General features: G+C 55.9%; 13 protein-coding genes and 1 riboswitch. Of the genes, 11 read left to right on the top strand and 2 right to left on the bottom strand.

Going from position 1 to position 15,583, the window contains the following annotated elements; genetic code table 11:
* The first annotated feature begins 48 nt into the window (after positions 1–48).
* The 9 genes from ACFPLB_RS13120 to parE all read left to right on the top strand — a co-directional run bounded on the left by ACFPLB_RS13120 (position 49) and on the right by parE (position 11,593).
* Positions 49–1,173: an S-(hydroxymethyl)glutathione dehydrogenase/class III alcohol dehydrogenase gene (locus ACFPLB_RS13120; protein ID WP_378230331.1), complete on the top strand. Its 1,125-nt coding sequence runs from the start codon at positions 49–51 to the stop codon at positions 1,171–1,173.
* Between the two features lies 1 nt (position 1,174).
* A complete protein-coding gene (locus tag ACFPLB_RS13115) occupies positions 1,175–1,651 on the top strand; it encodes a YaiI/YqxD family protein (protein WP_378230329.1) in 477 nt (158 codons plus the stop codon).
* Between the two features lie 103 nt (positions 1,652–1,754).
* Positions 1,755–2,321: a polysaccharide biosynthesis/export family protein gene (locus tag ACFPLB_RS13110; RefSeq protein ID WP_378230327.1), complete on the top strand. Its 567-nt coding sequence runs from the start codon at positions 1,755–1,757 to the stop codon at positions 2,319–2,321.
* 172 nt (positions 2,322–2,493) lie between these two features.
* The gene (locus ACFPLB_RS13105) at positions 2,494–4,023 is read left to right on the top strand and encodes an undecaprenyl-phosphate glucose phosphotransferase (RefSeq protein ID WP_378230325.1); all 1,530 of its coding nucleotides are present in this window, start codon (positions 2,494–2,496) and stop codon (positions 4,021–4,023) included.
* A 277-nt stretch (positions 4,024–4,300) separates the two neighbouring features.
* On the top strand, positions 4,301–4,684 hold the full coding sequence (locus ACFPLB_RS13100; protein WP_378230323.1) for a helix-turn-helix domain-containing protein: 384 nt from the start codon (positions 4,301–4,303) through the stop codon (positions 4,682–4,684).
* A 102-nt stretch (positions 4,685–4,786) separates the two neighbouring features.
* Positions 4,787–4,874: riboswitch (glycine riboswitch) on the top strand.
* Between the two features lie 151 nt (positions 4,875–5,025).
* Positions 5,026–6,126: a glycine cleavage system aminomethyltransferase GcvT gene (gcvT, locus tag ACFPLB_RS13095; RefSeq protein ID WP_378230322.1), complete on the top strand. Its 1,101-nt coding sequence runs from the start codon at positions 5,026–5,028 to the stop codon at positions 6,124–6,126.
* A 5-nt stretch (positions 6,127–6,131) separates the two neighbouring features.
* Positions 6,132–6,500: a glycine cleavage system protein GcvH gene (gene gcvH, locus ACFPLB_RS13090; RefSeq protein ID WP_378230319.1), complete on the top strand. Its 369-nt coding sequence runs from the start codon at positions 6,132–6,134 to the stop codon at positions 6,498–6,500.
* A gap of 12 nt (positions 6,501–6,512) precedes the next feature.
* Positions 6,513–9,320: an aminomethyl-transferring glycine dehydrogenase gene (gene gcvP / locus ACFPLB_RS13085; protein WP_378230317.1), complete on the top strand. Its 2,808-nt coding sequence runs from the start codon at positions 6,513–6,515 to the stop codon at positions 9,318–9,320.
* A 203-nt stretch (positions 9,321–9,523) separates the two neighbouring features.
* Positions 9,524–11,593 carry a DNA topoisomerase IV subunit B gene (parE, locus tag ACFPLB_RS13080; RefSeq protein ID WP_378230315.1) on the top strand — a complete coding sequence of 690 codons (2,070 nt, stop codon included), beginning with the start codon at positions 9,524–9,526 and terminating at the stop codon, positions 11,591–11,593.
* A 17-nt stretch (positions 11,594–11,610) separates the two neighbouring features.
* Here the strand turns inward: parE and ACFPLB_RS13075 are convergent, their stop codons facing one another.
* Complete coding sequence (locus tag ACFPLB_RS13075) at positions 11,611–12,732, bottom strand: DUF2336 domain-containing protein (protein ID WP_378230346.1); 1,122 nt, start codon at positions 12,730–12,732, stop codon at positions 11,611–11,613.
* Positions 12,733–12,875: 143 nt separating this feature from the next.
* Here ACFPLB_RS13075 and ACFPLB_RS13070 point away from each other — a divergent pair, with 143 nt between their 5' ends.
* Positions 12,876–13,583 carry an HpcH/HpaI aldolase/citrate lyase family protein gene (locus ACFPLB_RS13070; RefSeq protein ID WP_378230313.1) on the top strand — a complete coding sequence of 236 codons (708 nt, stop codon included), beginning with the start codon at positions 12,876–12,878 and terminating at the stop codon, positions 13,581–13,583.
* Here ACFPLB_RS13070 and ACFPLB_RS13065 read toward each other — a convergent pair.
* A complete protein-coding gene (locus ACFPLB_RS13065; protein ID WP_378230312.1) occupies positions 13,580–14,161 on the bottom strand; it encodes a nitroreductase family protein in 582 nt (193 codons plus the stop codon). The genes ACFPLB_RS13070 and ACFPLB_RS13065 overlap by 4 nt on opposite strands.
* A gap of 386 nt (positions 14,162–14,547) precedes the next feature.
* Here ACFPLB_RS13065 and ACFPLB_RS13060 point away from each other — a divergent pair, with 386 nt between their 5' ends.
* Positions 14,548–15,444 carry a hypothetical protein gene (locus ACFPLB_RS13060; protein ID WP_378230309.1) on the top strand — a complete coding sequence of 299 codons (897 nt, stop codon included), beginning with the start codon at positions 14,548–14,550 and terminating at the stop codon, positions 15,442–15,444.
* The last annotated feature ends 139 nt before the right edge of the window (positions 15,445–15,583 follow it).

Below are 15,583 nucleotides of genomic sequence, written 5' to 3'. Positions count from 1 at the left end.
CTCAACAGATTCACGTTCCAACATATTTTCACCTAAGGAGCACGCTTCATGAAAACCCGCGCCGCCGTCGCCGTTGCAGCCGGCAAGCCTCTTGAAATCATGGAAGTAGACCTTGAAGGCCCACGTGAAGGCGAGGTTCTGGTTGAGATCAAGGCCACAGGCATTTGTCACACCGATGAATTCACCCTGTCAGGTGCCGACCCGGAAGGCATTTTTCCTGCCATTCTCGGCCATGAGGGCGCAGGCATTGTCGTCGATGTCGGCAAGGGGGTGACCACCTTGAAAAAGGGCGATCACGTCATTCCGCTTTACACGCCCGAATGCCGCACCTGCCCGTCGTGCCTGAGCCGCAAGACCAATCTTTGCACCGCCATCCGCGCCACGCAGGGACAGGGCCTGATGCCCGACGGCACCAGCCGCTTTTCGGTCGGGGGTGAAAAAATCTTCCACTATATGGGTTGCTCGACCTTCGCCAATCACACGGTTTTGCCCGAAATTGCGCTGGCCAAGGTCAACCCGGACGCACCTTTCGACAAGATCTGCTATATCGGCTGCGGCGTGACCACCGGCATTGGTGCGGTTTTCAACACGGCGAAGGTGGAAATTGGTGCAACAGCCGCCGTATTCGGTCTGGGCGGCATTGGTCTCAACGTCATTCAGGGCCTGAAACTGGCCGGAGCCGACATGATCATCGGCGTCGATATCAACAATGACAAGAAGGAATGGGGCGAAAAATTCGGCATGACGCATTTCGTCAACCCGACCGAGGTTGATGACATTGTCGCCCATATCGTCAATATGACCAAGCGCGGAGCCGATCTGATCGGCGGCGCCGACTACACATTTGACTGCACCGGCAACGTCAAGGTCATGCGTCAGGCGCTGGAATGCTCACATCGCGGCTGGGGCGAATCCATCATTATCGGCGTGGCAGGCGTAGGCCAGGAAATTTCAACCCGCCCCTTCCAGCTTGTCACCGGTCGCACCTGGAAAGGCACAGCCTTTGGTGGCGCACGTGGCCGCACCGATGTGCCCAGAATTGTTGACTGGTATATGGAAGGCAAAATCCAGATCGACCCGATGATCACCCACACCATGCCGCTTGAAGACATCAACAAGGGCTTTGAGTTGATGAACAGCGGCAAGTCCGTTCGCGGCGTTGTGATTTATTAAAATGGTGGGGGCAGTCGCGCCGGTCATCTACGTCGATGCCGACGCCTGCCCCGTCAAGGCCGAGGTCGTGCGTGTTGCCGAACGCTTTGATCTTGAAACGGTTTTTGTGGCCAATGGCGGGCTGCGGCCTTCCCGCGACCCGAAAATCCGCAATGTCGTGGTGTCATCGGATGCAGATGCAGCCGATGACTGGATCGTTGAGCATGCACAGGCACATGACATCGTCATCACGGCCGATATTCCTCTGGCTGCCCGCGCTGTGGCTCTGGGCGCGCATGTGCTGGGACCGACCGGACGCCCCTTCACGGCGCAAACAATCGGCATGGCGCTTGCCGTGCGCGAGTTGAAACAGCATTTGCGCGAAACCGGCGAAAGCAAGGGGTTCAATGCTTCTTTTTCGGCACAGGACCGTTCCCGGTTTCTGGGCGAACTTGACCGGATCATAAAACTGGCGCTCAATTCCAGATCTTCCATATAATGGCCGCGCCTGGCACATCTGCTTTTATCATTACGATTTTACCCCGCATTAACCCTAACGGGGCGATAATGAGACAAGAGATCATCCGGCTGTCGAGTCGTTTATGAAGAGCCCTGTCATCCTGCTGAGCACCCTGATCGCCTTATTGGTGATCCTGTCTGGTTGCTCCAGCTATCGCCCTGCACCGGCTGCCTTTCATGAGGCGCTCAACCAGCCCTATCGGCTGGGCGCAGGCGACCGGGTACGCATCACTGTATTTGAGCAGGACGGGCTGACCAATTCCTATAATGTCGATCAGTCCGGCTATATTGCCTTTCCCCTTGTCGGCGCCATTCCCGCACAAGGCCACACCACCCAGCAACTGGAAAAACAGATCGCCGACAAATTGCGCGGCGGCTATCTGCGCGACCCGGACATATCCGTAGAGATTGATCGCTATCGTCCTGTTTTCGTGATGGGTGAAGTCGGCTCTGCCGGGCAATATTCCTATGTGCCGGGACTGACCGTGCAAAAAGCCATTGCCATGGCAGGCAGTTATTCCGTCCGCGCCAACCAGCAAAATGTCGATATCACCCGCATCATCAATGGCGAGGTCATTACCGGACGGGTGTTGACTTCAGACCCCGTTTTGCCCGGCGATACAATCAATGTGCGTGAGCGGTTGTTTTAAAACTTAAAGCCTGTCTCCCGAACTTAAGAACCAGCTTTGGGATAAAGACATGCATAAAAACAAAAGCTTAAAGCGGGTTGTGTAAACCTGAAAGATTGCGACACGCTTTAAGCGCCTGAACGCTTTTTTTATTCTCATCTGATAAGCAGTCTGAGAATTGACAGGCAGCTTCATGAACAACATCGACCCAGCAGAACATTTTTCATCTCGCCCCGGGCACAGGCTCAAACAAGACGCCGGCAACCCGGCCGTGCTCAATGAGATGGCGCGCCACGCTGCTGCTCAGCTTGGCACCCAAACCCTTTCCCCTGCCGCTGTGCAGACTGTGTTGCGTCTCATTGAATTTATCATTCTCATCGTATCGGGACTTGTCGCCTACAGAACCTTGTCTGGTCCCTTCAATATCGTCGACTGGCATTATTATATTGCTTTCACAGTCGGGCCAGCCATTGCCATCACCTTTCTGGAATTCAGCAATTGCTATCAAATAGCAGCCTTGATGCGCCCGTTTACCACGTTTTCGAACACCCTCCTGGTCTGGGCCAGCACCTTTGCATTGATGGCGCTTGCCGCCTTCATGCTGAAAGTTGGCGAAGATTTTTCACGCCTTATGTTCGGCTTGTGGTTTGTGGGTGGTTTTGCCTCAAGTTTCATATTGCGCCTGATTGTGGCGCATCTGATCCGGCGCTGGGCACGCAATGGCCGCATGGAGCGCCGCGCTGTCATCGTCGGCGGCGGAAAATCAGCCGAAAGCCTGATCCGCGCCATCGAGCAGCAGCCTTTTAATGATATTCGCATCTGTGGCATTTTTGACGACCGTGACGACAAGCGCTCACCGCCCCTCGTGGCCGGTTATCCCAAACTGGGGACAATTTCAGAACTGATTGAATTTGCGCGCATCGCCCATATCGACATGCTGCTTGTTTCCTTGCCCGTCACTGCCGAACAGCGGGTTTTGCAACTGCTCAAAAAACTTTGGGTGCTGCCTGTCGATATACGGCTTTCAGCGCAAAGCAGTGCCTTGCAGTTTCGGCCCCGTGCCTATTCCTATATCGGCTCGGTTCCCCTGCTTGATATTTTCGACAAGCCGATTGACGGCTGGAGTTCGATCGCCAAGCGTATTTTCGATATTACTTTCAGCCTTATCGGCATTCTGGCCTTTTCACCCATCATGATTGCTACAGCCATTGCCATCAAGCTGGATTCAAAAGGCCCGGTGCTGTTCAAGCAAAAGCGCCACGGCTTCAACAATGAGGTGATCGAAGTCTATAAATTCCGATCCATGTATGCCGACCAGTCCGACCCGACCGCCAAGAAAACAGTCACCCGCAACGATCCGCGCGTCACCCGTGTTGGTCGCTTCATCCGCAAGACTTCGATTGATGAACTGCCCCAGTTCTTCAACGCTCTGTTCGGGTCGCTGTCACTAGTCGGCCCGCGCCCCCATGCGGTGGCTGCCCAGTCACATAATCTGCTCTATGCGGAAGTGGTGGACGGTTATTTTGCCCGTCACAAGGTCAAGCCGGGCGTTACCGGCTGGGCGCAGATCAATGGCTGGCGCGGCGAAATGGATACGGATGAAAAAATCCGTATGCGCACGGAACTTGACCTTTATTACATCGAAAACTGGTCGCTGCTGTTTGACCTTAGAATCCTGTTTTTGACCCCGATCCGTCTTCTCAACACCGAAAACGCCTATTGAGAATTGTTGTGCGACACCCCTGCACCAATTAAAAATATAGATTTATTTTCAATGTCTAAAGCCTGTCTCTCGAACTTAAGAACCAGTTTCGGGATAAAGACATGCGTAAAAACAAAGGCTTAAAGCGGGTCGCGCGAATCTGAAAGATCGCGACACGCTTTAACGCGAAATTGTCGCAAACAGGGTTGCGCATCAGAGGCATCATTCTATGCTTTGTCGATGGTTTGCATAAGCAGACCTTCTCGACTTGATGCTCAACAAACCGGAGGCGAAACGGGTGACGGACCCCGAAAATATCTTAGAAGAATCACCGGACATCGACACTTTTGGCGGTCGTTTTTCCAGAGCCCTTGATGCGTGCGAACTGGATACCGATCAGTTTGCCCGTCGCATGTGTGTCAAACCCGGAACCGTAAGCGGCTGGGAAAATGATCGCTCAATGCCCAATTTTCACCGCCTGAACAAAATTGCAGGCCTGCTCGGCGTCAGCATTGCATGGCTGCTGCATGGCGTGGGTCAGGGCCCGGCAGAAACAGAGGCCGACAAGCCCGAAGATATGGCCAAACAACTTTCCCGGCTGAAATTTCTTCATGCCCAGACAGGCCAGCTCATTTCCAAGCTCCAGCTTGATCTCGACCGTCTGGCCGCAGCCGACCGTTAAGGCAGCATATGAAGCTACAATAATTGCCATTGCTGTTTTGAGAATGGTGACAAACCGCCCAGACTAGGCTAAGCAACTGCCGTCGGGAGGCTTGCAAAGCTTCAACTGTTTGCGGGAGAGAACAGCGCCAAGCTGTCGCCGAAGGGGAAATCGCCCGAAATCTCTCAGGCAAAAGAACCGTTTACAGTAACGACACTCTGGAAAGTCAGGGCCTGTCAGGCCCTGCGCCGAAGGTGTAAGTGTTGTCGACAAGTTTCCGGCGGCACGAGTCTCTCAGGCTTCAGACAGAGGGGCACGCAACAGCCGCACGGTGCGGTTACACGTGTTATTCTGGAGAAGTCATGACAGGCGAAGACATAAGACATCTGCCCCTTGAAGATCTGCATCAAAAAGCCGGGGCGCGCTTTGGCGCATTCGCTGGCTGGTCCATGCCACTGACCTATCCGGCCGGTGTCATGAAAGAACATCAGCATGTGCGCGAACATGTGGGTGTGTTCGACATCTCGCATATGAAGATGATCGAGATTTCTGGCACAGATTCCGCAAAACTGCTTGGGCGCGCCTGCCCGCTGGACGCAGCCGCCTTGCCCCTGCTTCAGTCCAAATACACCTTTCTTCTCAATGACAATGCAGGCATTCTTGACGATGTGATTATCACCCCCCTTGGCGACAACCGTTTCATGGTGGCCGCCAATGCCGGCAATGCAGCGCAAGACATTGCCCTGCTGCAAAAAAGTGCCGAGGGGATCAATGCCACCGTCAACCCGCTCGACCGCATCTTTCTCGCTATCCAGGGACCGGAAGCGGAAGCCGCCCTTAACAAGGCAGGTATCGAGACCTCGGGCCTTTCCTTCATGTATGGTGTTGAGCCACGCGATAGCTGGTTTTTGACCCGCTCGGGCTATACCGGTGAAGATGGCTTTGAAATCAGCCTGCCGGAAAAAGACGCGCGCGAACTGCTTGAAAAATTGTTTTCAGATGAGCGCGTCATGTGGATCGGTCTTGCTGCACGCGACAGCCTGCGTCTTGAGGCCGGCCTTTGCCTGCATGGCAATGATATTTCGGCTGACACCAACCCGGTCGATGCCAGCCTCATGTGGGCAATTCCCAAAACCTTGCGCGCGGAAGGCCAGTTTACGGGTGCTTCCGCCTTGCGTGACCTCATTGCCCGTGGCGCGGTGGAAAAGCGCGTCGGTCTCAAGCCTGAAGGCCGCCAGCCCGTTCGCGCCGGTACGGCTTTGTTCGATGCCGATGGCAATCAGGTCGGTCGCATCACCTCTGGTGGCTTTGGCCCTTCGGCTGGCCATCCGGTCGCCATGGGCTATGTGCCCGCCTCTTCATCAGCCATTGGCACAAGGTTTTATGCCGATGTTCGCGGCACCAAAATGCCGATTGACGTTCACGCCCTGCCCTTCACACCACATCGCTACCGCAAAGGATAAATCTCATGGCAACAACCTATTACACCGAAGATCACGAATGGCTGCGCGTTGACGGCGATGTCGTGACCGTTGGCATCACCGATTATGCGCAAGAACAGCTTGGCGATCTCGTTTTCGTTGACCTTCCCGAAGCAGGCAAGGAACTGGCCAAGGGCGACACCGCAGTAATTGTGGAATCGGTCAAGGCCGCATCTGACGTTTATGCCCCTGTTGACGGCGAAGTCATCGAGGCCAATGAAGCGCTTGCCTCGGATCCGGCGCTGGTCAACTCGGCAGCAACCGGTGATGGCTGGCTGTGGAAGATGAAAGTCTCCGACAAGAGCCAGTTCGATGGCCTCATGGATGAGGCAGCCTACAACGCCCATATAGGCTAACAGGATATAAAGATGACCACGGCACCTTATGCATTTACAGACCGTCATATCGGTCCCGGCGACGATGATGTTCGCGCCATGCTCGACCGGATCGGCGTTGCTTCACTTGATGAACTGATCGATCAGGCCGTTCCCAAGTCGATACGGCTTGAACGCGCTTTAAACCTTCCTGCTCCGGCCTCGGAAGCTCAGGCTCTGGACGAACTCTCCACCACCATGTCCCGCAACATTGTGATGAAGAGTTTTATTGGCGCGGGCTATCATGGCGTGCAGGTGCCGCCGGTCATCCAGCGTAACCTGTTTGAAAACCCGGCCTGGTACACGGCCTATACGCCCTATCAGGCCGAAATCAGTCAGGGTCGTCTGGAAATGCTGTTTAATTTCCAGACCCTGGTTGCCGAACTGACGGGTCTTCCCGTTGCGTCTGCCTCGCTGCTGGATGAGGCAACGGCGGCTGCCGAAGCCGTTGGCATTGCCATTCGCCATCATCGCGACAAGCGCAATAAAATTGCGTTGGCCGGTGTACCGCTGCCGCAAACTCTCGATGTTCTGCACACGCGCGCCGAACCGCTCGACATCGAAATCAACAGTGATGGCATTGACGACACGACGGCTGCCCTCATCGTTTCCTGGCCAGATGCCAATGGCGTCTATGGCGACCACAAGGCTGCGATCGAAAAGGCAAAATCTGTTGATGCCCTGGTCATCTTTGTCTGTGATCCGCTGTCGCTGACCATCACCAGTTCACCTGCCAGCCTCGGCGCCGATATTGCCGTTGGCTCCATGCAGCGCTTTGGCGTTCCGATGGGCTTTGGCGGCCCACATGCGGCCTATTGCGCCGTATCGGAAAAGCTGACCCGCCTGATGCCCGGCCGTCTCGTTGGCCAGTCAGTGGATGCCCATGGCCGCCCCGGCTTCCGGCTTGCCCTGCAAACACGTGAGCAGCATATCCGCCGCGACAAGGCGACCTCCAACATCTGCACCGCGCAGGCGCTGCTGGCCAATATGGCAGCCGCCTATGCCGTCTGGCATGGTCCGGCAGGGCTGCAAGGCATTGCCTCGCAGATACATGCGCTTGCCAATGGTCTGGCTGAAGGTTTAAGCGCTGCCGGTGTTGCAGTTCTTGGAACCAGCCGCTTTGACACGGTCACAGTTGAGGTGAAAGGCAAGGCGCAAGCCATTGCTTCTGAAGCAGAAAAAGGCAACAGACTTTTGCGCGTCATTGACGCTGATCATGTCAGCATTGCCTTTGACGAAACCTCTACGGAAGCTGACCTTGAGGCAATTGCCGCCCTGTTTGGCGCCAAGGCAAAAGCCTCTGCCACCAGCACAATGCCGGGCAAACCACGCGGTCGCGAATTTCTGACTCAAGCGGTTTTCCATGAAAACCGTTCCGAAACCGACATGATGCGCTATCTGCGCATGCTGGCCGACAAGGATCTGGCACTTGACCGCGCCATGATCCCGCTTGGCTCGTGCACCATGAAGCTCAATGCGGCAGCAGAAATGATGCCGGTGAGTTGGCCCAATGTCGCCAATCTGCACCCCTTCGCCCCCAAAGCCCACTCGCTTGGCATTCGCGACATGATTGCCGAACTGGAAGGCTGGCTGGCTGAAATTACCGGTTTTGATGCTGTCACCATGCAGCCAAACGCCGGTAGCCAGGGCGAATATGCGGGCCTGCTCGCCATTCGCGGCTATCACAAGTCACGTGGTGAAGAACACCGCAATATCTGTCTCATCCCTTCTTCTGCCCATGGCACCAACCCTGCTAGTGCGGCCATGGCCGGCATGAGCGTGGTTGTGGTGCGCTGCACCGATGATGGCAATATCGACATTAATGACCTGAAGGCCAAGGCTGAAAAGCACAGCGCCAATCTGGCCGCACTGATGTTTACCTACCCGTCCACGCATGGCGTGTTCGAGGAAGGGGCCAAGGAAATCTGCACCATCGTGCATGAGCATGGCGGACAGGTTTATTTTGATGGCGCCAATCTGAACGCGCTGGTCGGCCTTGCCCGTCCGGGCGACATCGGCGCCGATGTCTGCCACATGAACCTGCATAAAACCTTCTGCATCCCGCATGGCGGCGGCGGTCCGGGCGTTGGCCCGATCGGTGTCAAGGCGCATCTTGTCCCGCATCTGCCGGGCCATGTGTCGGAAGGTTCAAATCGTGCGGTTTCGGCAGCCCCCTTCGGCAGCGCCTCGATCCTGCCCATCACCTGGATGTATATCCGCATGATGGGGCCGGAACTGAAAAAGGCGACCGAGATTGCCATCCTGTCGGCCAACTATCTGGTGGCGCGTCTGGGCAATCATTATTCGGTGCTCTACCGGGGTCGTGGCGGGCGTGTTGCGCATGAGTGCATTCTCGACACCCGCATCCTCAAGGACCGTTCAGGCATTACCGTCGACGATATTGCCAAGCGGCTGATCGACTATGGCTTCCACGCACCGACCATGTCGTTCCCGGTTGCCGGCACACTGATGATCGAGCCGACGGAATCGGAACCGAAGGCCGAAGTGGATCGTCTGTGTGCGGCCCTGATCGCCATCGCCGACGAAGCCACCAAGGTGGAAAAGGGTGAATGGCCAGCCCATGACAATCCACTGGTCAATGCCCCGCACACCACCGTCGAGGTTCTGGCTGGCGAATGGACACATCCTTATTCGCGCATGGAAGCAGCCTTCCCCGCAGGCGAGTTCAGCAGCATGGTCAAATACTGGCCGCCCGTGTCGCGTATCGACAATGTGGCCGGTGACCGCAATCTGGTCTGCTCCTGCCCGCCCATGTCGGATTACAGCGAGGCAGCCGAGTAAGTCAGACTTGTCAAAACAAGCAAAAGGCCGGTGTTTTTACACCGGCCTTTTTTGTCTAAAACCCCGCCTGCCCTTGCCCGCTGCCCCATTCCCCTGTATTGCAGGGAAAACCAACCTGAACAGAACCGGAACTTTGGTCGCGCCTGATTGAAAATCGTGGCAGACTTGGTATCGATTCGTATTCTTTCCACTTGTGGACCCGCATGGACGACAGCAACGATCTTTTTGCCCGCATCGACGACAAGCCACAACCGGTGCGCGCGCCTTCGCGCCCGGTCGATCCGCTTGTGGCGGCAGCACGCAAGACAAGTGCGGCCGCGGCACCTGCGCCAAAAGACTTTGGCGAAAGTTACAGCGCGGCCGATATTGAGGTTCTGGAAGGGCTGGAGCCGGTGCGCCGTCGCCCGGGCATGTATATTGGCGGCACCGATGAAAAAGCGCTGCATCATCTGTTTGCCGAAGTCATCGACAATTCGATGGATGAGGCCGTTGCCGGTCACGCCACCTTCATCGAGGTGGAGTTGAGCGCTGACGGGTTTTTGAGCGTTACCGACAATGGGCGCGGCATTCCCGTGGACATGCACCCGAAATTCAAGCGGCCAGCCGTTGAAGTCATCATGACCACACTGCATTCAGGCGGCAAGTTTGACTCCAAGGTCTATGAAACCTCGGGCGGGCTGCACGGTGTCGGTGTCTCCGTGGTCAATGCGCTGTCTGAAGAAATGGAGGTCGAGATTGCGCGCGGACGCAAGCTCTACCGCCAGCGTTTTTCACGCGGCAAGCCGCTGGGTGAACTGGAGCATCTGGGCGACATCCATAACAGGCGCGGCACGAAAATCAGCTTCAGGCCGGATGAACAGATTTTCGGCAAATCGGTGAAATTCGACCCTGCCCGTCTCTACAAGATGGCGCGCTCCAAAGCCTATCTGTTTGGCGGGGTTCAGATTCGCTGGAATTGCGATCCGCAACTGATCGCCGAAAAAGACAACACGCCAGCCAGAGCCGAATTTCACTATCCGGGGGGCCTAAAAGATTATCTGGCAGCCTCCCTGAATGATGATTTTCAGGTTACCCGGGAAATTTTTGCCGGAAAATCCGAGCGGCAAGGCGGTCATGGCTCGATTGAATGGGCGGTCACCTGGTATGGCGGCGATGGCTTTGTCCATTCCTACTGCAACACCATTCCCACCGGCGAAGGTGGGACCCATGAAGCAGGTTTTCGCAATGTGCTTTTGCGGGGCCTGCGCGCCTATGCCGAACTGACCAACAACAAGCGCGCTTCCGTCATTACCTCTGATGATGTGATGATTTCAGCCGCAGGCATGTTGTCGGTTTTCATCCGCGAACCCGAATTTGTCGGCCAGACCAAGGACAGGCTCGCCACTGTCGAGGCCGTGCGCATTGTGGAAAGCGCGCTGCGTGATCCGTTCGATCACTGGCTGGCCGCCAATCCGCAGGAAGCCACTAAACTTCTGGACTGGGTGATCCAGCGTGCCGATGAGCGTGTGCGCCGTCGCCAGGAAAAGGAAGTGTCGCGCAAAAGTGCAGTGCGCAAATTGCGCCTGCCCGGCAAACTGGCCGATTGCACGCAAAATGCAGCAGCAGGTGCGGAACTGTTTATCGTCGAAGGCGATTCGGCTGGCGGCTCGGCCAAGCAGGCGCGCGACCGCGCCACACAGGCGGTCCTGCCTTTACGCGGCAAAATCCTCAATGTCGCCAGTGCCGGACATGACAAACTTGCCGCCAACCAGACGATTTCGGATCTCACGCAAGCGCTTGGCTGCGGCACCCGCTCAAAATATCGCGATCAGGATTTGCGCTACGACCGCGTCATCATCATGACCGACGCCGATGTTGACGGCGCCCATATTGCATCATTGCTGATTACGTTCTTCTATCAGGAAATGCCGCAACTGATCCGTGATGGTCATCTTTATCTGGCCGTGCCACCGCTATATTCAATCCGTCAGGGTGGCAAAATTGCCTATGCGCGCGACGATGCCCACAAGGATGAATTGCTGCAAACCCAGTTTACCGGGCGCGGCAAGATTGAAATCGGGCGCTTCAAGGGCCTTGGCGAGATGATGGCCCACCAGTTGAAAGAAACCACCATGGACCCGAAAAAGCGCACGCTTTTGCGCGTCGATGTGCTGGATGAGGACAGCGCCACCCGTGATACGGTCGATGCCTTGATGGGAACCCGGCCTGAAGCCCGCTTCCGCTTCATTACCGAGCGTGCAGAATTTGCTGAAGCCGATACGCTCGATATTTGATCCAGCCATATCTGTGGTTACGCAGCCACGATGGAAAGCGCGTGACCGCGTGCATTTTCACGCAGCGCCTCAAGGTGAATGGATTTGATCAGTAGAGCCAGTTCGCCTTGCGCGCCCTGTCCGCCAAGCTCTTGCAGCATCTGCCAACTGACTTCCTGAACACCCGCCAGGCACTTGCCTTTGGCCACCTCACGCCAGATTTTCAATGCAGCCAGAATAACTTTGTGTGTGGAGGCAGCCAGCCCCGCACTGGCAAGCAATGCGCGCAGCGCCACATCATTGCCGCAAGCCAAGAGCGAGGCCACACGACTTTCATTGCGGCGCGTTAACACCACCAGCGCACTGCCAAAGAAATCAATCTTGCCATGGGCAACCATGCGCACAAGAAATGAAGCGGTCAGGTCACTGCGCAAACGCAAATGTTCAGCCAGTGCAGCATGTTCATCTGCCTGTGTGGCCTCAATCAGGGTCAGTGAGGCTTTTGTACAGGCATCGTGCAACAGGCGTTCAGCGCGATCTGTTCCCATCAAAGCCTGCACCAGCGGCGAGCCTTTCAGCGTCTCACCCAGTTTGATCAGGAGCATATGGCGGCAATCGGCAGGCAGGCGCGGGTCGGCACTCAGGGCTTCACGCATAGTCGCCAAATGGCCAAAGCGCTCTGTCATGCGCCGGAAGCTTAATGAAGCAATCTGCGCATCGCTGTTTTCCAACAGCGCCACGCAGGCCTCCACCTCACCGATTTCCGCAATTGCGGCAGAAACCGGCATGGACACAACTGGACGCTCCGCAATCAATATTTGCGTGGCCACACAAGCCAGGGCCACACGATCGATGAGATCGGCATCACCCAGCAAAGGCGAGCGGGCAATGACAAGGGCCGCCACTTCCGGCTGATCACATGCCAGCGCAGCAATAATTTGCGCAGGCGCATGATGGCTCATGGACAGCGCTTCAGCCAAGGCCTGACGCACTCTTGGGGAGGGATCATCAAGCAGCAGCGTCATGGCCGCTTCGGCAGCACAACGCTCCTCAAAGGCCAGATTGTGCTGCACATAGGCATTGGCCAGCGCCGCAACAGCCGCAGCCCGTTCCGACACTTTTGCTGTGCCAACCCATTTTAAAAAATGCGAAACAACGATCACGTGCCAAGCCCCCGCTTTAAGTTGACGCTACAGGCGATGACTTAATAAAACGTTCACCATGTTTGACTGTTGGCGCAGAACTTGCCGGATATGCAGCCATCCCCTATCAAAACAGGCAAATAGAAAATGGGAGACTTAAAATGCCCCTCATGATGCGCTCGCTGCTGCTTGTTTCCGGTGCTTTCAAAGAAAATCTGGACGAGGCTTTTACCTGTAATGCCGATCTAGTGATTGTGGATACAGATGCTCCGGTCGATTGTCTTGCCCGGCGGCCGCAAAATGGCGGGCCGCAACTCTATATCCGCGTTCATGAACTGGACAGCGGCCTGACCGATGCTGATCTGGCAGATTTTATAGCTGCGCGGCCAGATGGCATCCTGCTGCCCAAAGCAAGCGGAGGCGCTGACATACAACAGCTTTCAACAAAATTGCGGGTGCAGGAAGCCCAACATGGTCTGCCCGATGGCGCCATTGCCATCATCGCCATGGCAAGTGAAACGCCAGCCGCACTTCTTTCCGGGGCAAGCTATGCGGGAGCCAGCGCCCGCCTGACCGGTCTGGCCTGGGGGGCTGAAAATCTAGCGCGGGCCATTAACGCACAGTCAATATATGATGCAAGCGGACATTATACGGATGTTGCGCATCTTGCCCGCACCACAATTTTACTGGCTGCATCAAATGCCGGTATTGCCGCAATTGATGCGGCCTATCCCGACTGGCATGATCTGGAAGGGCTTGAAGCAGACTGCATCAAGGCAAGGCGTGATGGTTTTAGCGCCAAACTGGCAATCCACCCGGCACAAATCCCCATCATCAATGCCGTCTTTGGCAAAGACGTAAAAAGCTAACCCTGCCAGGGGCCAGAATAATCGGTATAAAGCGTTGCCGGATCAGGACGCGGACGCTGTGGGCTTTCGCCCTCATAAGACCCGATATGCACAAAGCCGACAACGCGTTCTTCTGGTGCAAGCCCCAGAATTTCTCGTCCTTCCGGCACATCGGAATACCAGTTGGTGATCATGCTGCTGCGATAGCCCAGCGCATTTGCGGCAATGATGAGGTTCATGGCCGCCATGCCACCCGACAGAAATTTTTCCCAATCCGGGATTCTTGGATGCTCCTTGGGCGTGGAGACAACACCGATCACCAGCGGCGCGCGCGAAAAGCGGGTCAGTTCCTGATTGTAGCGGCCTTCCGGCAAGGGACCGTCACGTTCCTGTGCCAACGCCGCCAATTTATGCCCAACCTCTTTACGCGCCTGACCGCGATAGAGGATAAAGCGCCAGGGAGCCAGCCTGCCATGATCGGGCACACGGCTGGCAGCAGCAATGATTTGTGCAATTTCTGCATCATCCGGCCCCGGAGCCTGCAAATCCTTGATCGGCACGGAAGCTCTGGACAGCAGAAAATCCAAGGTCGGGTTCATCACAAACTCTCCTCTAAAGAACAAATGTCAAACAAAACAAGATATTTTTTGCTGTCCGACAACACCAGAATGAAGCTATCGTGCTTATAGAGCATTTGGCAATCAGATGGTACCATCCAAGACCGCACAAATGCGTCTAGAGCATCGGACCAAAAAGTGGAATCGGTTTTTGGATGATTCCGATGCTCATTCAAAGAGTTAGAGCGTCCTTTGTGCGTCCGACAGGACGCACGGCGCTCTAAAACAAATGTTTAGAGCATTTTGCGTTGAAAGAAAAACAAGCCTTGAAATTGCCGCGACCATAGGATTCAAGACACATCATGATGATTGCGGCGCGCCATTTTTTTCCGGTCTTTTTGTGCATGTTTTCATGTGCAGCACTCAACATGCCCGCAGTTGCGCAAGACAGCGACGGGTTGGATACGCTTGAACTTCCCGGAATTTCCAATTACGCCCCACCACACGACATCCGCCCGCTTGCATCACGTAACGCCAGCAGCGTCACTTTAAGCGCACAACTGGTTGAAGAGGGCGAAGAGGTAGCGCGCGGCATGATCTGGCGCATCTTCAAACCAGAGACGGATTCGCAAGGCAAATTACCGCTGGTGGCGTCTGCGCAAGGCGGAACCTCGGTCTTTGAGCTGGAACCCGGCAGCTATCTTGTCCATGCGTCTTACGGACGTGCTGGTGCCACCAAACGCATTTCGGTTGGGCGCGAACCACAACGTGAAAATTTCGTACTCAATGCGGGCGGCCTGAAACTCGACGCCATTGCCGCCGATGGCGGACGCATTCCGCCTGACAAGCTGCGCTTTGCCATCTATGAAGGCGGCAGCGAAGATGACAGCGACCGCGCCCTGATTCTGCCTGATGTCCAGCCCAACACGGTCGTGCGGCTGCGCTCTGGCATCTATCATATTGTCTCAACCTATGGGTCGGTCAATGCCGTTATCCGCTCCGACATCCGTGTCGAGGCCGCCAAACTGACCGAGGCGACCGTGGAGCACCATGCTGCCGAAATCACGCTCAAGCTGGTGCGTGAATCCGGCGGCGAAGCCATCGCCGACACCTCCTGGTCCGTCATCAACGAGGCAGGCGAGCCCGTGAAGGAAAGCGTCGGGGCCTTTGCGCCGATGGTGCTGGCCGATGGCCAATACACAGCCATCGCCAAGAACCGCGAACGCATTTACCAGATGGATTTTACGATCGAGCCGGGCTTGAATCGCGAAATCGAGGTTATCGCCTCCGAGGCTGCCGCACTCGATCCAGAATCGATTGACTAGAGCGCCGTGCGTCCTGTCGGACGCACAAAGGACGCTCTAACTCTTTGAATGAGCATCGGAATTATCCAAAAACCGATTCCACTTTTTGGTCCGATGCTCTAACCGTATAATTTTACCGGCTTGCACTTCCGGCCATTGC

Origin of the sequence: Aquamicrobium segne, assembly GCF_042656785.1 — a bacterium.
GTDB classification, from domain to species: Bacteria; Pseudomonadota; Alphaproteobacteria; order Rhizobiales; family Rhizobiaceae; genus Mesorhizobium; species Mesorhizobium segne.
Note: the sequence above shows the minus strand (reverse complement) of the source record. Positions and strands in the feature narration are given on the sequence as shown.

Bases quoted from the DNA above. Each gene is read 5' to 3' on its own strand.
- ACFPLB_RS13110 (WP_378230327.1), top strand. From the start codon at position 1,755: ATGAAGAGCCCTGTCATCCTGCTGAGCACCCTGATCGCCTTATTGGTG.
- gcvP (WP_378230317.1), top strand. From the start codon at position 6,513: ATGACCACGGCACCTTATGCATTTACAGACCGTCATATCGGTCCCGGC.
- parE (WP_378230315.1), top strand. From the start codon at position 9,524: ATGGACGACAGCAACGATCTTTTTGCCCGCATCGACGACAAGCCACAA.
- gcvH (WP_378230319.1), top strand. From the start codon at position 6,132: ATGGCAACAACCTATTACACCGAAGATCACGAATGGCTGCGCGTTGAC.
- gcvT (WP_378230322.1), top strand. From the start codon at position 5,026: ATGACAGGCGAAGACATAAGACATCTGCCCCTTGAAGATCTGCATCAA.
- ACFPLB_RS13065 (WP_378230312.1), bottom strand. From the start codon at position 14,161: ATGAACCCGACCTTGGATTTTCTGCTGTCCAGAGCTTCCGTGCCGATC.
- ACFPLB_RS13115 (WP_378230329.1), top strand. From the start codon at position 1,175: ATGGTGGGGGCAGTCGCGCCGGTCATCTACGTCGATGCCGACGCCTGC.
- ACFPLB_RS13120 (WP_378230331.1), top strand. From the start codon at position 49: ATGAAAACCCGCGCCGCCGTCGCCGTTGCAGCCGGCAAGCCTCTTGAA.
- ACFPLB_RS13060 (WP_378230309.1), top strand. From the start codon at position 14,548: ATGCCCGCAGTTGCGCAAGACAGCGACGGGTTGGATACGCTTGAACTT.
- ACFPLB_RS13105 (WP_378230325.1), top strand. From the start codon at position 2,494: ATGAACAACATCGACCCAGCAGAACATTTTTCATCTCGCCCCGGGCAC.
- ACFPLB_RS13070 (WP_378230313.1), top strand. From the start codon at position 12,876: ATGCCCCTCATGATGCGCTCGCTGCTGCTTGTTTCCGGTGCTTTCAAA.